Annotated in this window: 16 protein-coding genes; 8 read left to right on the plus strand and 8 right to left on the minus strand. The window is 53.1% G+C overall.

Going from position 1 to position 18024, the window contains the following annotated elements:
- The 3 genes from N7268_RS11245 to hemH all read left to right on the plus strand — a co-directional run bounded on the left by N7268_RS11245 (position 1) and on the right by hemH (position 2860).
- The gene (locus N7268_RS11245; RefSeq protein WP_260862955.1) at positions 1 to 906 is read left to right on the plus strand and encodes a glycyl-radical enzyme activating protein; all 906 of its coding nucleotides are present in this window, start codon (positions 1 to 3) and stop codon (positions 904 to 906) included.
- Positions 907 to 1072: 166 nt separating this feature from the next.
- Entirely contained in the window at positions 1073 to 1717 is a 645-nt protein-coding gene (adk, locus tag N7268_RS11250) for an adenylate kinase (RefSeq protein WP_260862956.1), read from the plus strand.
- 180 nt (positions 1718 to 1897) lie between these two features.
- Entirely contained in the window at positions 1898 to 2860 is a 963-nt protein-coding gene (hemH, locus tag N7268_RS11255; protein ID WP_260862957.1) for a ferrochelatase, read from the plus strand.
- Here hemH and aes read toward each other — a convergent pair.
- The gene (gene aes / locus N7268_RS11260) at positions 2857 to 3828 is read right to left on the minus strand and encodes an acetyl esterase (protein WP_260862958.1); all 972 of its coding nucleotides are present in this window, start codon (positions 3826 to 3828) and stop codon (positions 2857 to 2859) included. The genes hemH and aes overlap by 4 nt on opposite strands.
- A 153-nt stretch (positions 3829 to 3981) precedes the next feature.
- On the opposite strand from aes, the gene gsk reads away from it, so the two are divergent.
- Positions 3982 to 5286: an inosine/guanosine kinase gene (gsk, locus tag N7268_RS11265; RefSeq protein WP_260862959.1), complete on the plus strand. Its 1305-nt coding sequence runs from the start codon at positions 3982 to 3984 to the stop codon at positions 5284 to 5286.
- Positions 5287 to 5389: 103 nt separating this feature from the next.
- Here gsk and ybaL read toward each other — a convergent pair whose 3' ends face one another.
- Both ybaL and N7268_RS11275 read right to left on the minus strand, forming a co-directional pair.
- Positions 5390 to 7066, minus strand: coding sequence for a YbaL family putative K(+) efflux transporter (gene ybaL / locus N7268_RS11270; RefSeq protein WP_260862960.1), 1677 nt, complete (start codon positions 7064 to 7066; stop codon positions 5390 to 5392).
- A gap of 225 nt (positions 7067 to 7291) precedes the next feature.
- A complete protein-coding gene (locus N7268_RS11275; protein ID WP_260862961.1) occupies positions 7292 to 8512 on the minus strand; it encodes an MFS transporter in 1221 nt (406 codons plus the stop codon).
- A 174-nt stretch (positions 8513 to 8686) separates the two neighbouring features.
- On the opposite strand from N7268_RS11275, the gene ushA reads away from it, so the two are divergent.
- Complete coding sequence (ushA, locus tag N7268_RS11280) at positions 8687 to 10339, plus strand: bifunctional UDP-sugar hydrolase/5'-nucleotidase UshA (protein ID WP_260862962.1); 1653 nt, start codon at positions 8687 to 8689, stop codon at positions 10337 to 10339.
- 84 nt (positions 10340 to 10423) lie between these two features.
- Here the strand turns inward: ushA and ybaK are convergent, their stop codons facing one another.
- The 3 genes from ybaK to copA all read right to left on the minus strand — a co-directional run bounded on the left by ybaK (position 10424) and on the right by copA (position 14500).
- On the minus strand, positions 10424 to 10903 hold the full coding sequence (gene ybaK / locus N7268_RS11285; protein ID WP_198905068.1) for a Cys-tRNA(Pro)/Cys-tRNA(Cys) deacylase YbaK: 480 nt from the start codon (positions 10901 to 10903) through the stop codon (positions 10424 to 10426).
- 201 nt (positions 10904 to 11104) lie between these two features.
- Positions 11105 to 11899: a TraB/GumN family protein gene (locus tag N7268_RS11290; RefSeq protein WP_260862963.1), complete on the minus strand. Its 795-nt coding sequence runs from the start codon at positions 11897 to 11899 to the stop codon at positions 11105 to 11107.
- 99 nt (positions 11900 to 11998) lie between these two features.
- Positions 11999 to 14500 carry a copper-exporting P-type ATPase CopA gene (gene copA, locus N7268_RS11295; RefSeq protein WP_260862964.1) on the minus strand — a complete coding sequence of 834 codons (2502 nt, stop codon included), beginning with the start codon at positions 14498 to 14500 and terminating at the stop codon, positions 11999 to 12001.
- Between the two features lie 108 nt (positions 14501 to 14608).
- On the opposite strand from copA, the gene cueR reads away from it, so the two are divergent.
- Positions 14609 to 15022, plus strand: coding sequence for a Cu(I)-responsive transcriptional regulator (gene cueR, locus N7268_RS11300; RefSeq protein WP_260862965.1), 414 nt, complete (start codon positions 14609 to 14611; stop codon positions 15020 to 15022).
- A gap of 7 nt (positions 15023 to 15029) precedes the next feature.
- Here the strand turns inward: cueR and N7268_RS11305 are convergent, their stop codons facing one another.
- Positions 15030 to 15488 carry an NfeD family protein gene (locus tag N7268_RS11305; protein ID WP_260862966.1) on the minus strand — a complete coding sequence of 153 codons (459 nt, stop codon included), beginning with the start codon at positions 15486 to 15488 and terminating at the stop codon, positions 15030 to 15032.
- Positions 15485 to 16402, minus strand: a complete 918-nt coding sequence (locus N7268_RS11310; RefSeq protein ID WP_198905063.1) for an SPFH domain-containing protein — start codon at positions 16400 to 16402, stop codon at positions 15485 to 15487. Before N7268_RS11310 ends, N7268_RS11305 begins: the two co-directional genes overlap by 4 nt.
- Positions 16403 to 16535: 133 nt before the next feature.
- On the opposite strand from N7268_RS11310, the gene fetA reads away from it, so the two are divergent.
- Both fetA and fetB read left to right on the plus strand, forming a co-directional pair.
- Positions 16536 to 17213: an iron efflux ABC transporter ATP-binding subunit FetA gene (fetA, locus tag N7268_RS11315; protein ID WP_260863549.1), complete on the plus strand. Its 678-nt coding sequence runs from the start codon at positions 16536 to 16538 to the stop codon at positions 17211 to 17213.
- Positions 17200 to 17979 (plus strand): iron efflux ABC transporter permease subunit FetB, encoded by a 780-nt coding sequence (fetB, locus tag N7268_RS11320; protein ID WP_260862967.1) that lies wholly within the window; start codon positions 17200 to 17202, stop codon positions 17977 to 17979. The genes fetA and fetB overlap by 14 nt, the downstream gene beginning before the upstream one ends.
- Positions 17980 to 18024: the final 45 nt, after the last annotated feature.

Genomic DNA, 18024 nt, shown 5'->3' on the forward strand with positions numbered 1-18024 from the left:
ATGAGCGAAACGGGCACGGTTTTCGATATTCAGAAATTTTCGCTGCACGATGGTCCGGGGATCCGAACCACCGTATTTCTGAAAGGATGCCAGATGCGCTGCGTCTGGTGCCATAACCCTGAATCTCTGAAAGCCGAAAAGCAGCTGGCGTTTATGGCGCACAAGTGTCTGCACTGTCAGCGGTGCGCCGGTGTGTGCCCGCACGGTTGCCATCGCTTCGTACAAGGGCGCCATGAGATTGACTACTCTGCCTGCCAGGCGTGTGGGCGCTGTGTCGAGGCGTGCCCGGCGCAAGCGCTTAAGATTTACGGCCAGACCCGGCAGGTCGATGAGATTATTGCTGAGGTCGTAAAGGATAAGCCTTACTTCGAGAAAACAGGAGGCGGGATAACGTTATCCGGTGGGGAAGCGATGTTTCAGTTTTCCTTTGCGCTGGCGCTTGTTAAAGCGGCGAAAGCCGCTGATTTGCACGTGTGCATTGAAACAAACGGTGCATCGCGTCCTGAACGGTATCGTGAAATTGCGCCGTGGGTCGATCTTTTCCTTCTCGATTATAAAGTGACCGATGCGCGGGCGCATAAATCGCATACCGGTATCGCCAAACATGTGGTGGAAACGACGCTGGAAACGCTCGATAAGATTGGCGCAAAGGTGATTCTGCGCTGCCCGCTGATTCCGGGTTATAACTTTAATGATGAGCATCTTGCGGCGATCCGCGCGTTGACCGATCGTTATGACGCCGTCCTGCATAGCGAAATATTGCCATACCATAATTTGGGCATGGCAAAACACCGGGAACTGGGACAGATCCCCGTTTGTACCATTACTGTACCAGACGACGCGACGGTCGCTCAGGCGCTGGAAAAACTGAATCAAGGGGGAGGAAAAGCGGTGCGCAGGGGATAAACGCGGGTTTCGCCGACGAATTTTAGAAAGCGCGATGAAAGATATTTAACGATATCTCACCGTTAAACGTTTCAGCGTCAAGCACCTTTCTTGAGCCAATTGCGTGATGGTGGTATCGTTTAGCGCTTTTTAAAAAATATCGACAACCTTTAAGGGGATTTTCGTAATGCGTATCATTCTGCTTGGCGCTCCGGGCGCGGGTAAAGGAACTCAGGCTCAGTTCATCATGGAGAAGTACGGTATTCCGCAGATCTCCACCGGTGATATGCTGCGTGCTGCCGTGAAATCTGGCTCCGAGCTGGGCAAACAAGCGAAAGACATCATGGACGCCGGTAAACTGGTGACTGATGAGCTGGTGATCGCGCTGGTAAAAGAGCGTATTGCTCAGGAAGACTGCCGTAATGGTTTCCTGCTGGACGGGTTCCCGCGCACAATTCCGCAGGCTGACGCCATGAAAGAAGCGGGTATTGTGGTTGATTACGTTCTGGAATTCGATGTACCGGACGAACTGATCGTTGACCGCATTGTGGGTCGTCGCGTACATGCCGCGTCTGGCCGTGTTTATCACATCAAATTCAACCCACCTAAAGTTGAAGGTAAAGACGATGTGACCGGCGATGAGCTGACTACCCGTAAAGATGACCAGGAAGAGACCGTGCGTAAGCGCCTGGTTGAATACCATCAGATGACTGCACCGCTGATTGGTTACTACCAGAAAGAAGCGGAAGCGGGTCATACCCAGTATGCGAAAGTTGACGGTACTCAGGCCGTTGCTGCCGTACGCGCTGACCTCGAAAAAATCCTCGGTTAAGTTTTTACCGCAGTGAATGCCGGATGGCGGTGTGAACACCTTATCCGGCCTGCCGTCTTCGCGTAGGCCAGATAAGCGTAGCGCCATCAGGCATAATCTTATTACCTCTCACAGCAATTAGTTCTTCTTCTTCGCTTTTCCGCTACAATTCTCAACAATTTGAATTGATAAGAGGCGGTAATGCGTCAGACGAAAACCGGTATCCTGCTGGCAAATCTCGGCACCCCCGATGCCCCAACCCCCGAAGCGGTTAAACGCTATCTGCGCCAGTTCTTAAGCGATAAACGTGTGGTCGATACTTCGCGCCTGCTGTGGTGGCCGCTGCTGCGTGGCGTGATTTTACCGCTGCGTGCGCCGCGTGTCGCAAAACTGTATCAGTCAATCTGGATGGAAGACGGCTCGCCGCTGCTGGTATACAGCCGGGCGCAGCAGCAAGCTCTGGCAGCGCGTTTGTCGGACACTCCCGTGGCACTGGGTATGAGCTACGGCTCTCCTTCGCTGGAAAATGCAGTAGATGAACTGCTGGCAAGTGGGGTGGAGCACATTGTTGTTTTGACGCTGTATCCGCAGTACTCCTGTTCCACCGTGGCGGCGGTGTGGGATGAACTGGCGCGAATTTTAGCGCGCAAACGGGGGATCCCTGGTATCTCTTTTATTCGCGATTATGCTGATGACAGCGCCTATATTGATGCGCTGGCTAAAAGTGCCCGTGATGCATTCGCGCAACACGGCGAACCCGATTTATTGCTGCTTTCATACCACGGTATTCCGCAACGTTACGCCGATGAAGGGGATGACTACCCACAGCGTTGTCGTGATACCACGCGTGAACTGGTCTCGGCACTCGGTTTAGCGCCGGAAAAAGTGATGATGACCTTCCAGTCTCGTTTTGGTCGTGAGCCGTGGCTGACGCCGTATACCGACGAAACGCTAAAAATGCTGGCAGAGAAAGGAACCCGGCATATCCAGGTCATGTGCCCGGGCTTTGCGGCAGATTGCCTCGAAACCCTGGAGGAGATTGCGGTGCAAAACCGGGAAATTTTCCTCGATGCTGGCGGTAAGAAATATGAGTATATCCCGGCGCTGAATGCCGCGCCGGAACATATCGACATGATGCTGAAACTAACAGAAGCGTATCGTTAGTCTGGCGTTTTAAGCTGCGCCTGAAAGAAGTGTGCGCCATCCTGTAACGCATCGTCGGCAGTTTTCATCATCCGCGAATAGTGCAGGAAGGCGTGTAGCATGCCGGGATACATTTTGTACTCGCAGGTCTGCTGGTGTGCCTGAAGCGTCTGATACAGTAGCCGACTGTCGTCAATCAAGGGATCGAACTCGGCGCTTGCAATAAAACAGGGCGGTACATCGCGCGTCAGGTCGTTATTAAACAGGCAGTAGTAGGGTGAGTCGCGATCTTCTGCGCGACTCAAATAGGCCATTTCGTACATCTCCAGGTCCTCGCGGGTTAAGCCGTCCCACTCGCCCCCCATCAGCCGTCGGCTAAGTGAATCTTGTAAACCGTACAACCCGTACCATAACAGTACGCCCGCAACCCTGCCGCAGTTGATCTGCCGGTCACGCAGCCAGAGCGTGCTGGCCAGCGCCAGCATTGCGCCTGCAGAATCTCCGGCAAAACCGATGTGATCCACCGTGATTGCGTACTCATGAGCGTGATGATGAAAGTACTGACAGACGGCGACGATTTCTTCGATGGCGCGGGGAAAGCGCGCTTCAGGCGACAGCGAGTAGTCAATGCCAATAACCGTGCACTGCGAGTAGTGCGCCAGTAAACGCATTATGCGATCGTGCGTATCCAGATTGCCGAGAATAAAACCACCGCCATGCAGGTAATACAGCGTGGCTGGCGCGTGAGTTTGTGGCGAATAGATACGCATGTTTACGGGACCGTGTTCGGTGGCAATGACGCACTCTCTGGTGTTCATGTGTGGTGCGTCGGCATTCCAGAATTGCCGCTCGTGCACATAATATTGACGTTGGGCGACGAAATCATTGCCGGCGGGCCACGGTGGTAAATCCTCACGGTAATAATTCACCACAGTTTTCATTTCGTCTGAGATTCTGTCCAGAACGGGGATCTTGTTTTCCGGCTTCATAGGCACTCCTTGTGAACGGTGATTTATTGTAGAAATTGATGCCGTGTAAACTGCGATCTCACCGTCTGATATTGAAACTAAGCGCCTCCGTCGCGCGCGTAGTATGGAATGTGCTACCATGCTTCGCTCAGTTAACCACCCGTAAAATCGATCATGAAATTTCCCGGCAAACGTAAATCCAAACACTATTTTCCTGTCAACGCGCGCGATCCGTTGCTGCAACAAATTCAGCCCGAAAATGAGACCAGCGCAGCCTGGGTGGTCGGTATTGATCAGACTCTGGTCGATATAGAAGCCCGCGTGGATGACGACTTTGTGAAACGTTATGGATTAAGCGCCGGGCATTCTCTGGTTATTGGCGATGATGTTGCGGAAGCGCTTTATCAGGAGCTGGTACGTGAAAATCTGATCACTCATCAGTTTGCCGGTGGAACCATCGGTAACACCATGCACAACTACTCTGTGCTGGCGGATGACCGCTCGGTGCTGCTGGGCGTCATGTGCAGCAATATCGAAATTGGCAGCTATGCATATCGCTATTTATGCAATACCTCCAGCCGTACTGATTTGAACTACCTGCAGGGCGTTGATGGTCCAATTGGCCGCTGTTTCACCCTGATTGGCGAATCCGGTGAGCGCACGTTTGCGATAAGCCCCGGACATATGAACAAACTGCGCGCGGATAGCATCCCGGAATCGGTGATTGCAGGCGCTTCCGCGCTGGTACTGACATCCTACCTGGTGCGTTGTGAGCCGGGCGAGCCGATGCCGGAAGCCACCATGAAGGCGATTGAATATGCGAAAAAGCACAATGTGCCGGTGGTGCTGACGCTGGGAACGAAATTCGTAATTGCCGACAACCCGCAATGGTGGCAGGAGTTTCTGAAAGAGAATGTCTCTATTCTGGCCATGAACGAAGAAGAGGCCGAGGCGTTGACCGGTGAAAACGATCCGCTGCTGGCTTCTGATAAGGCGCTGGACTGGGTGGATTTGGTGCTGTGTACGGCGGGGCCGGTAGGACTGTATATGGCAGGCTTTACGGAAGACGACGTCAAACGTAAAACTCAGCATCCGCTGTTACCGGGAGCCATTGCTGAATTCAACCAGTACGAGTTCAGCCGCGCGATGCGCCATAAAGATTGTACGAATCCGCTGCGTGTTTATTCACACATTGCGCCGTATATGGGCGGGCCGGAAAAAATCATGAATACCAATGGTGCGGGTGACGGCGCACTGGCGGCATTACTGCATGATATTACCGCCAACAGCTACCATCGCAGCAACGTCCCGAACTCCAGCAAACACAAATACACCTGGCTGACCTATTCATCGTTAGCCCAGGTGTGTAAATATGCCAATCGCGTGAGTTATCAGGTGCTGAACCAGCATTCCCCGCGCCTGACGCGTGGTCTGCCGGAGCGTGAAGACAGTCTCGAAGAGTCTTACTGGGACCGTTAAAACCAAAACTCCATGCGGGTACGCAGGCCTGATAAGCGAAACGCCATCAGGCCTGATTGCCGGATAGCGGCGTCAATGCCTTATCCGGCCTGTGTAACACATCTCACCCTGTGACCATTTCTCCGGCTGGGGGTGTTTCAATCAGTTCGAGCATCGTGCGCGCAATTTCACGCTCACCCATGACCACCTGATTTGCACCCCGCTCGGTGATGTACTCTACTTCATCGTCATAATGTGCGCGGGCGATAATCTCAATCGTCGGGCATTTCTCACGCGCGGAAGCGACAATCTCACCCGCTTCATAACCGTTCGGGATCGTCAGCAGCAGCCAGCGAGCGCAATCCAGATGCGCCAGATTCATGATTTCTTCGTTGGCGGCATTGCCGAGTACGGCGCGGATACCGCGTTCACGAAGCTCATCCACGCGCGTGCGTGACGTTTCGATAACCACCAGAGGAATACCGGCCGCCATCAGTTTTTCACCCAGCAGACTGCCAACACGACCAAAACCGACCAGCAGGGCATGATTACAGATATCGACCGGGATCTGCTTCTCTTCTTCGATAGCCTCTTCCAGCGTCTGTTCTTCCAGCGTCTCCGTTTTGGCGAGGTATTTTTCCAGCACGGCGAACAGTACCGGATTGAGCATAATGGACAGGATTGCCCCGGCCAGCACCAGATTTTGCCCGGCCTGCGGTAACAGGTTCAGCGCCATGCCCAGACCCGCCAGGATAAACGCAAACTCACCAATCTGCGCAAGGCTGGTGGCAATGGTGAGTGCCGTACGCTGCGAGTGGCCAAACAGGCGTACCAGGAAGTAGGCCGCAAGCGACTTACCAAAGATAATAATCGCCAACGTACCCAGTACGGCCAGCGGTTGCTGGATCAGAACTAATGGGTCAAACAGCATTCCGACGGAAACGAAGAACAGCACCGCGAATGCATCCCGCAGCGGCAGCGTATCGTGTGCCGCGCGGTGGCTCAGCTCAGATTCGTTCAGCACCATTCCGGCGAAGAACGCACCCAGCGCAAAGGAAACATCGAACAGCTCTACCGCGCCGAACGCGATACCCAGCGCCAGCGCCAGTACCGACAGGGTAAACAGTTCACGTGAACCCGTGGCAGCGCTGCGGGCCATAATCCACGGCACCAGACGACGACCAACCAGCATCATAATGGCAATAAACGCCACCACTTTACCGATGGTGATGCCCATATCGACGGCCAGTGAGGCAAAACCCACATCCTCTTTTTCCAGCATGCCAGCGACGGCTGGCAGGAGAACCAGCGTCAGGACCATCATCAGGTCTTCTACAATGAGCCAGCCAATGGCGATTTGCCCACGCTGGCTGTCAATGAGCTGCCGCTCTTCAAGCGCACGCAGTAACACCACGGTACTGGCGGTTGAAAGGCACAAACCAAAGACGATACCGACCATCAGCGACCAGCCCAGCACAGCGGATAGCGCCATACCCAGCAGTGTCGCCACGGCTATCTGCGCGATAGCGCCGGGAATGGCGATGGACTTTACCGCCATTAAATCCTTCAAAGAAAAGTGCAACCCCACGCCGAACATCAGCAGGATTACGCCAAGTTCCGCCAGTTCCGGCGCAAGCTTGGTATCAGCAACAAAACCAGGTGTAAATGGACCGGCCAGAACGCCCGCTAACAGATATCCCACCAGAGGAGAAATACGCAGTTTATTGGCAAGCATGCCAAATATAAAAGCGAGCACAAGGCCGCCGACAATGGTGGTGATAAGCGGGGTGGCGTGATGCATTCCGTCTCCTTTGATTGCTGTGTTGATCCTGAAAACCCAAACTCCGAGTAATAGTTTATGACAATTTTAATGTTTATGTTTATGAATAATTGTTGAATTTTGAAGAAAACAGGATTTTGGAAATAAAAAAGCACGGATCGGAAAACTATGGGGGGATGTGTGGGGCAAACGCTGATGGTCACTGTAAGTGATGACGGCCAAAGTTTACTTTTGGCCGTCAGAAAATCAGGCTTTATGTCGGTTATCAGGTAAGAATATGGTCAGTATCCCCAGAAGTGGCAGGAAAGCACATATTTTGTAGACCAAATCGATACTGGTATGGTCGGCAATCAGCCCTAACACCGCAGCGCCTAAGCCACCCATGCCGAAGGCAAATCCGAAAAATAGCCCAGAAACCATGCCGATACGCCCCGGAAGTAGCTCTTGTGCATAGACCAGGATGGCAGAAAATGCGGATGCGAGGATAAAACCAATGATCACGGTTAAAATCCCGGTCCATTCGAGCGTTGCATAGGGTAAAACGAGCGTAAACGGTGCTACGCCAAGGATAGAGCCCCAAATAACATATTTTCTGCCAATCTTATCGCCTAAAGGTCCACCAATAACCGTCCCGGCCGCAACGGCAAACAGGAAGGCAAACAGGTGAAACTGGGCGTTTTGTACCGATAATCCGAATTTTTGCATCAGATAAAAGGTGTAATAGCTGCTGATACTCGCCATATAGAAGTATTTAGAGAAAATCAGCACCAGCAGGATACCGACGGCCAGCACCACTTTATTACGCGGTAGCGGGTTCACGATGGCGACTTTCGGCTTTCCTTTACTCATCCGATGCTGTGCGGCATACCAACGGCTGATTTGCGCCAGTACCACAATCGCTAATAACGCCGCCAGCACAAACCAGGCCACATTACCTTTACCGTAAGGCGCGATGATGACGGCGGCCAGTAGCGGCCCCAGCGAGCTGCCGAAGTTACCACCCACCTGGAAGATAGACTGAGCAAGTCCATGACGTCCCCCGGAGGCCATCCGTGCTACCCGTGAAGATTCCGGGTGGAACACCGAAGAACCGGTACCCACCAATGCAGCAGCAAGCAGCACCATATGGAAGCTGCCGGCCATTGCCAACAATACAAGCCCGCTCAGCGTGAAGCACATCCCAATCGGGAGTGACCAGGGCATCGGATATTTATCCGTCCAGTAGCCGACAACAGGTTGAAGCAGAGAGGAGGCCAACTGGAAAGTCAGCGTAATCATGCCTATCTGCATAAACGTCAGCGAGAACTCAGACTGTAATAGCGGGTAAATCGCCAGGATCAGCGACTGGATCATATCGTTTAGCAGATGAGAAAGGCTAATCGCCCCTAAAATGCCAAATGACGTACGCGCCTTGGTGACCGACGCAGACACGCCAGCCGCTGGCTGGGTGGGTTCACTTATTGCCATAGAAAGTCACTTCTGTTTTGGTTGCGATTATGAAGGTAATCTAAATTGTTATTATTACCTGACTAACATACCTGCGGATGGTGTTTGAAGGAAGTCTCATTTCTGAAAACATTTTCGACTATTATTTCATATCGTTGTAATTTCAGCGGTTGATATTGAATCAGGGAGTGAAGTATGAAATTTTTGAAACGGGGCGTGGCGCTGGCACTCTTAGCCGCCTTTGCGCTGGCAGGTCAGCCTGCTCAGGCTTATGAAAAAGATAAAACCTACAAAATAACCATTCTGCATACCAACGATCATCACGGTCACTTCTGGCGTAGCGAATACGGCGAATATGGGCTTTCTGCGCAAAAAACGTTGGTGGACGGCATCCGTAAAGAGGTGGCGGACGAAGGGGGCAGTGTACTGCTGCTTTCCGGCGGCGACATTAATACCGGCGTACCGGAATCCGATCTCCAGGACGCTGAACCTGATTTTCGTGGCATGAACCTGATCGGCTATGACGCGATGGCCGTGGGGAATCACGAGTTTGATAACCCGCTGACGGTACTGCGCCAGCAGGAAAAGTGGGCGAAATTCCCGTTTCTGTCCGCCAATATCTACCAGAAAAGCACCGGCGAGCGATTGTTTAAACCCTGGGCCATTTTTAAGCGTCAGGATTTAAAAATTGCGGTTATCGGATTAACCACGGATGACACCGCAAAAATTGGTAACCCGGAATTCTTCACCGATATCGAGTTTCGAAAACCTGCCGACGAAGCAAAACTGGTGATCCAGGAACTCAATATGGGGGAAAAGCCAGACGTCATTATCGCGACCACGCATATGGGTCACTATGACAACGGCAACCACGGCTCGAACGCGCCTGGTGATGTGGAAATGGCTCGCAGCCTGCCTGCCGGGGCGCTGGCGATGATTGTGGGTGGTCACTCACAGGATCCGGTGTGTATGGCAGCGGAAAACAAAAAGCAGGTTGATTATGTCCCCGGGACGCCTTGCGCGCCGGACAAACAAAATGGCATCTGGATCGTGCAGGCGCATGAGTGGGGCAAATACGTTGGCCGCGCGGACTTCGAATTCCGCAACGGTGAAATGAAAATGGTTAACTACCAGCTCATTCCGGTAAACCTGAAGAAAAAAGTGACCTGGGACAACGGCAAAAGTGAGCGCGTACTTTACACCCCGGAGATCGCTGAAAATCAGCAAATGCTATCACTGCTGACACCGTTCCAGAACAAAGGTAAAGCGCAGCTGGACGTAAAAATTGGCAGTGTAAACGCGCGTCTGGAAGGCGACCGGAGCAAAGTTCGTTTTGTGCAAACCAATATGGGGCATCTGCTGCTGGCTGCACAAATGGTACGTACCAGCGCTGATTTTGGTGTAATGAGCGGCGGCGGTATCCGTGACTCCATTGAAGGCGGCGATATCACCTATAAGAGCGTGCTGAAGGTACAACCGTTCGGCAACGTGGTGGTCTATGCCGACATGAGCGGTAAAGAGGTGACTGACTACCTGACCGCTGTAGCGCAAATGAAACCGGATTCGGGCGCCTATCCGCAGTTTGCCAACGTCAGCTTTGTGGCGAAGGACGGCAAGCTTAACGATCTGAAGATCAAGGGTGAGGCCGTTGATCCGGCAAAAACCTATCGTATGGCAACGCTGAGCTTCAATGCCACGGGCGGTGACGGGTATCCGCGAATTGATAACAAGCCGGGGTACGTCAACACCGGATTTATCGATGCGGAAGTGCTGAAAGAGTATGTGCAGAAGAATTCACCGCTGGATGCGAGTGTGTTTGAACCGAAAGGTGAAGTCAGTTGGCAGTAACCGTTATTTCTCGTCAGGTAGCGTAGTACTACTGGGCAATGGCCGGAGGGGCGTAAATGCTTATCCGGCCATCGGGCGAAAACCTTAATCCCGGCGTGCGATATCCGCGAATTTTGCATCAAGGATTTTGGCTAAATCGCCCGCTGCCAGTTCAATATCCAGCCCGCGTTTGCCGCCGGAGACATAAATAGAGTCAAACGTCTGGGCTGGCGCATCGATCACGGTAGGCAGGCGTTTTTTCTGCCCCAGTGGGCTGATGCCCCCGACCAGATAACCGGTAACGCGTTGCGCAACCATCGGGTCGGCCATATCAACCTTTTTAGCGCCCAGCGCCTTCGCGACTTTTTTCAGATCCAACTGCCCGGCGACCGGGGTCACGGCGACCGCCAGATGTTTCATGTCGCCATTCACTGCAACCAGCAGGGTCTTATAGACCTGATCTGCATTCAGCCCTAATTTACGTACTACTTCATCGCCAAAATTTGTCTCTGACGGATCGTGTTCGTAAGTGTGGATCTGAAAAGAAATCTTGTTTTTTTCGAGTAATTTAACGGCGGGTGTCATAGCAATTTTTCCTGGCTCAGACAAAATACGGCTAAAGCATACGCCTGATGATGGTCTAAAAAATAGTACCATCTTGCGCAATAGTATTGGCAGGATGATTACTTTGAGCGACAATCGACCTACACCGATGCTTTAAGCGTCGGCATAATAATAATGATGAAATTCCTCTTTGACGGGCCAATAGAAATATTGGCCATTTTTTTATCGCATCATCTCCGGCAAATTCCCCTCGCCATACAGATGCAGCGCGCCTACCGCCACCACATAGTGACCCGCAGGCATCGCCAGCAGTCTGTCCCGCCAGGCCTCATTGCGCTGGTGCATTAACACATCATAGAGCGACTGGCTGAAGGTGTTGGGAAGCGTAATCTCACTGTTTTGCGGCGGCGTTTTTAACCACCAGCTCATCATCTGTTGCAGTAACCGGGCATTGGTATGCCAGTGCGTCAGGGTGTCATCCAGCAAGGCCAGACCATTATCCGGTAACTGACACAGTAGTTCGATTTGGCTGGATGCGCCTTCCAGCTCAATGACCGGTTTATTCGCCTGTTTAGCCGCGTTCAACAACTGGTAATCAATACCGTATTCGGCGCGCAATCCTAACTGCTGTGCCTGAGTGGCCTGTAATACCATGGCGATTTGCCACAGAGGCTGGGTGGTAAACAGCGCAGGGGAAATACCCAGTTCATCGGTGACTTTTTGCAGATTCTGGCGCTGATCTTCGCTAATTCGCTCATCAAGAGGCGCAAAGGAAGGGAGGTCGCTAAAGGGAGAATCGTTGCCTGAAACGTCAGCTTCCACAATGAGAGCGTCAGCGTGTCGGAGTTTTTTCAGCAGTTTTGCCGGTAAGGGAGCCATATCGCGGGTTCCCATATGAATACTGCCTACCAGATGAAAATGGCGATGACCGGGCAAAGAGATGTCGATGGCAGGCCAGGTATAATGGTTGCCACGCAGTGCAGACCATAATGCTTTTACCCGGTATAACAGATCCATACGACCTCCCTTGGAAAAATCCCATGCTAGCGCGTGCGCCGGAAGGGGGCAAGGTGAGAAATGCCGGATACGCGTGAATGCACGGTATCCGGCAAGGGGTTACTCTTTAGGTTTAAAGCGCAGCAGTCGGTTGGCGTTGCTCACCACGGTGATGGAAGAGAGCGCCATCGCCGCGCCGGCAACGACCGGGTTAAGCAAGGTGCCGGTGAACGGCCACAAGATCCCGGCGGCGACAGGAATACCGATACTGTTGTAGATGAACGCGCCGAGCAGGTTCTGTTTCATGTTGCGCAACGTCGCCCGTGAGATAGACAACGCATCCGCGACACCCATCAGGCTATGGCGCATCAGCGTAATCGCCGCGGTTTCAATCGCGACATCGCTACCGCCGCCCATCGCGATCCCCACATCGGCTTGCGCCAGCGCCGGCGCATCGTTTATCCCATCACCTACCATGGCAACCTGACGCCCCTGGCTTTGCAGCCGTTTAATCGCATCCGCTTTGCCGTCTGGCAGGACACCGGCAATGACTTCGTCAATCCCCGCCTCTTTGGCAATGGCGTTGGCAGTGGTAGGGTTATCTCCGGTGAGCATCACCAGTCGGTATCCAGCACGGTGCAGACGTTGGAGCGCTGCCACGCTGTCGCTACGCAGTGGGTCACGTACCGCTAACAGCGCCGCCGCTTTCCCGTCAATGGCCAGCAGTACCGGGGTTGAACCCTGAGAGGCCTGGGCGCTAATGTCTGCTTCCATCTCCGTGGTGATGACCTGCTGTTCATTAAGCAGAGCCTGATTCCCCAGCAGCAGCGTATGGCCTTCCGCTTCACCGCTGACACCTAAACCACGCAGAGTCCTGAAGCCATTCACCTGCGGCAATGCGATATCGCCAGCCTTATCCAGAATCGCACGCGCCAGTGGGTGGCTGGAGCCTTGTTCTAGCGCAGCGGCCAGACGTACCGCCTGTGCTTCATCGATTTCTCCGAAGATTTTAATGGCGACAACCTGTGGTTTCCCTTCGGTCAGCGTCCCGGTCTTATCAAACACCACGGTATCCAGCGTGCTGGCGCGTTGCAGCGCATCGGCATCGCGAACCAGTACGCCAAACTCTGCGGCGCGACCAACGCCTGAAATAATCGACATCGGCGTGGCCAGACCCAGCGCACAAGGACAGGCAATAATCAGCACCGTGGTCGCAATCACCAGCGTATAGACAATTTGTGGCGCCGGACCGAAGAAATACCAGATGGCAGCACTGATCAGCGCAATGACCACCACGACCGGCACAAACACGGAGGAGATTCGGTCAGCCAGTTTGCCAATTTCCGGTTTACTGCTTTGCGCCTGACGAACCATGCGAATAATACGAGAAAGCGTGGTGTGGCTGCCCACGGCGCTTGCGCGAAACAGTACGCTGCCGTCCTGAACGACCGTACCAGCATGGACGCTGTCGCCTTCTCCTTTCTGTTGTGGGATGGGCTCGCCGGTCAACATAGCTTCATCCAGCCAGGCTTCGCCCTGGGTGATTTCGCCATCCACCGGCACGCGGTCACCGGTCGTCAGACGCAGTAACATTCCTGCCTGAACGTCAGCCAGCGGCACGTTTTTTTCGCCATCTTCGGTGACGACGCGTGCGGTCGGCGGTGTCAGGTCGAGCAGTTTTTCCAGCGCTTTAGAGGAGCGCTGACGGGCGCGCGCTTCCAGCATATGTCCGAGGTTAATCAGACCGATAATCATCGCACTGGCTTCATAATAGAGGTGCCGCGCTTCCATCGGGAACCATTGCGGCCAGAGGTTAACGCTCATGGAATAGAGCCAGGCGACCCCTGTACCCAGCGCCACCAGAGTATCCATGGTCGCGGTGCCGTTCATCAGGCTTTTCCAGGCGCTGCGATAAAAGTGACCGCCCGCAAAAACCATCACGGCGAGCGTGGCGAGACCAATCATCAGCCACAGGCTGCGGTTGTCGGCGGTAACCATCATGTTATCGCCAATCATGCCCCAGACCATGACCGGTACGCCCAGCAGCAAGGCAACCGCCGCCTGCCAGCGAAAACGTTTCATGGTGGCAATGGCCGTTTCTTGCTGGCGTTCACGACGCTTCACATCATCTTCGATGGCTTCTGCACCGTAGCCCGCTTTTTCCACGGCCTGAACTAACTGTTCGGCGGACGCACTGCCCATCACCAGCGCAGTACGTTCCGCCAGGTTTACCCGTGCCTGCGTGACGCCCGGTACGTTTTGCAACGCATTTTGTACACGAGAGACACAGCTGGCGCAGCTCATGCCGCTTAATAGCAACTGTTGGCTGTCATCTTCAGCCGTAGCTGCCGGAAGCTCAGGAGGGACCGCTGCCAGCGCTTCCGACGGGATTGATGACTCCGCCAGCGGTTTAGCCTTTGGGTGGCTTAACTCTGCGCCATAACCGGCTTGCTTGATGGTTTCAATCAGTGCTTCAGCGCTGGCGCTACCGGTGACATGGGCTTCTGTCACGGTGACATCCGCTTGATCAACGTCCGGGCGTTGTTCCAGGCTCTCTTTAACGCGTTTGACGCAATGACCACAGGACAAGCCGTCCAGGGTCAGGTCGATGGTTTGAGACATAACAAACTCCTTAATGATTGGTCGGTAATTCATTGACCTTGGCAATTACTTTGTCTAACTGTTATAAAGGTTAAACCTTCCATCAAGGGGAAGGTCAAGGGGGAAGATGTGAATATATCCGATGTTGCTAAAAAAACCGGTTTAACCAGCAAAGCCATTCGCTTTTATGAAGAGAAAGGGCTGGTGACACCGCCGCTGCGTAGTGAAAATGGATACCGCACCTATACCCAGCAACATCTGAACGAACTGACGTTGCTGCGACAGGCGCGACAGGTTGGGTTTAATCTCGAAGAGTGTGGCGAACTGGTAAACCTGTTCAACGATCCGGCGCGTCATAGCGCGGATGTGAAAAAGCGTACGCTGGAAAAGGTGGCTGAAATCGAGCGCCATATCAGTGAACTACAGGCCATGCGGGTGCATTTGCTGGCGCTGGCGGACAGTTGCCCTGGCGATGACAGCGCCGAATGTCCGATTATTGATAATCTCTCCGGCTGCTGTCATCACAAGCATAGCGTCAGTTAACGATTCTTTACGGTGTGTAGGGCCTGACGTGTAAGGTGATCCCTTCAACGGCAACCACTTCGACAGGCGTCCCGGCCGCTAAATCCTCGTTTGCGCTGACCGGCCACGAACTGTCGCCGACGCGCATGTGTCCGCGACCATTTACCAGTGCCGTTTCCAGCACAAACCGACGGCCAATCAGCTGCTGTCCACGCTGATTGAGATGGCTGTCGGCCGGTTGTTGCTCCTGTACGCGTCGGGCCAGCCACTTCCACCATAGCCAGGCGGCCAGTAGCGTTAATGCGGCGAACATCGCGCCCTGCCATGCCCAGTCGAGCGGCAAAAGCCAGACCACCAGTCCAGTGATCACCGCTGCTACGCCGCTCCACAGCAGATAGCCGTTACCGCCCAGCATTTCGGCGGCCAATAACAGACCGCCGAGGCTGAGCCAGAAGATATGCGGGTGAACCAGAATTATCGCAATCATGATCTTTTCCGTTCGCTGGCGCTGTCCTTAATCAATTCGCTGATACCCGCAATCGAGCCCATCAGGCTGCTGGCATCCAGTGGCATCATGACCACTTTGCTGTTATTTGACGAACCGATTTGTTGCAGCGCTTCGGTATATTTCTGTGCCACGAAGTAGTTCACGGCCTGAATATCCCCGGCGGCAATCGCCTCCGAAACCATCTGGGTGGCTCGTGCTTCTGCTTCGGCGGAACGTTCACGGGCTTCTGCCTGCAAGAACGCGGACTGACGTTCGCCTTCGGCTTTAAGGATTTTCGACTGTTTCTCGCCTTCAGCCTTGACGATCTCCGCCTGGCGAATCCCTTCGGCCTCAAGAATATAGGCGCGTTTGGTACGCTCCGCTTTCATCTGGGCGTTCATGGCCTCGATAAGCTCTGCCGGAGGACGTACGTCGCGGATCTCAATACGGGTGATTTTGATCCCCCAGGGATTGGTGGCTTCATCAACGATATGCAGCAAACGGGTATTGATGTTGTCACGCTGGGAGAGCATTTCATCCAGCTCCATTGAGCCCAAAACCGTACGGATATTAGTCATCGTCAGGTTGATGATTGCCAGCTCCAGATTACTGACTTCATAGGCCGCTTTTGGCGCGTCGATAACCTGAATAAAACAGACGGCATCGATGGCAACGTTAGCGTTGTCTTTGGAGATGACTTCCTGCGAAGGGATATCGAGAACCTGTTCCATCATGTTGATCTTGCGACCAATTCGATCCATAAATGGCACAACCAGACTTAATCCGGGCTGCAGGGTTTTGGTGTAACGACCAAAGCGTTCCACCGTCCACTGATATCCCTGCGGGACGATTTTGACGCCTGCGCCGACAATAACCAGCGCGACGAAAATGAGAATGGGGATAAATATGAGCATTGATAAACCTCCTGTTGCGTTGTCCTTGACGGTCTGACTAATCAAATTATACCCGATTAATCAGGAGGGGCTCCCCTATAATAATTTACAGGCATAGACTGTCGGTATGAAAGAAGCCGAAAAGGGATATGTGATGGAAGAAAGCAGCATTCTGCTTCAGTTAAAAAAGGTTGGCTGGCAGACGGGTGGCACCCAAATTCTCAATAACATCTGTTTTAATCTCAACGCCGGGGAATTTAAGCTGATAACGGGCCAGTCCGGCTGTGGTAAAAGCACGTTGCTGAAGATTGTGGCGTCGCTAATCAGTCCGAGTACTGGCGAGATTTTATTTGAGGGAAAGGAGGTCGCGACGCTCAAGCCTGAAGCGTATCGCCAGCAGGTCTCGTATTGCGCGCAAACCCCCGTTTTGTTTGGTGATACCGTTTACGACAACCTCATTTTCCCGTGGCAAATCCGCGATAAACGTCCGCAGGCGGATGCGTTTCTTGAGGATCTGGCCCGCTTTGAACTGCCGGAGTCTATCCTCAAAAAAAGCATTCATGAGCTGTCTGGCGGTGAAAAGCAGCGTATCTCATTAATTCGCAATTTACAGTTTCTGCCCAAAATTCTGTTGCTGGATGAAATAACCAGCGCGCTGGATGAAGCCAACAAGCGGAATGTGAATGAGCTCATTCACCACTATGTTCGCGAGAAAAATATTGCGGTGTTGTGGGTGACGCACGATAAAGACGAAATTAATCATGCGGATAATATCATTACCCTTCAACCGCATGCCGGAGAAATGCAGGAAGCAAGCAATGAACGAGCATAATATTACCAATGAGTCACTGGCGTTAGCGATGATGCTGGTGGTGGTGGCTATTCTGATTAGTCATAAAGAAAAACTGGCGCTGGAAAAAGATATTATCTGGAGCATCTGCCGGGCGGTGATCCAGCTTATTATCGTCGGCTATGTACTGAAATATATTTTCGGGGTGAATCATAGCATTCTGACCTTATTAATGGTGCTGTTTATCTGTGTTAACGCGGCCTATAACGCCCAAAAACGCAGTAAATATATCGATAAAGCGTTTATTTCGTCGTTTATTGCCATTACGTCTGGCGCGGGCGTCACGCTGGCTGTTCTGGTGCTGTCCGGCTCCATTGAATTTACGCCGATGCAGGTGATCCCTATCTCCGGTATGATTGCGGGGAATGCGATGGTGGCGGTTGGCCTGTGTTACAACAACCTTGGGCAGCGATTTAACAGTGAGCAGCAGCAAATTCAGGAGAAGCTCAGTCTGGGGGCTACGCCGAAAATGGCCTCTGCGCCGCTGATTCGCGACAGTATTCGCGCGTCGCTGATTCCGACCATTGATTCAGCGAAAACCGTCGGACTGGTAAGTTTGCCTGGGATGATGTCCGGATTGATCTTTGCCGGTATTGATCCGGTCAAAGCGATTAAGTATCAGATTATGGTGACGTTTATGCTGCTTTCTACTGCCAGCCTGTCCACGATCATCGCCTGCTATCTGACTTACCGGAAGTTCTACAATTCGCGTCACCAGCTGGTGGTGACGCCATTGAAAAAACCGTGATCGGTAATCGTTTCATGCCCGGGAAGCGTCATCGCCATCGGGCAG

It is taken from the genome of Citrobacter sp. Marseille-Q6884 (genome assembly GCF_945906775.1).
Classification (GTDB): Bacteria; Pseudomonadota; Gammaproteobacteria; order Enterobacterales; family Enterobacteriaceae; genus Citrobacter.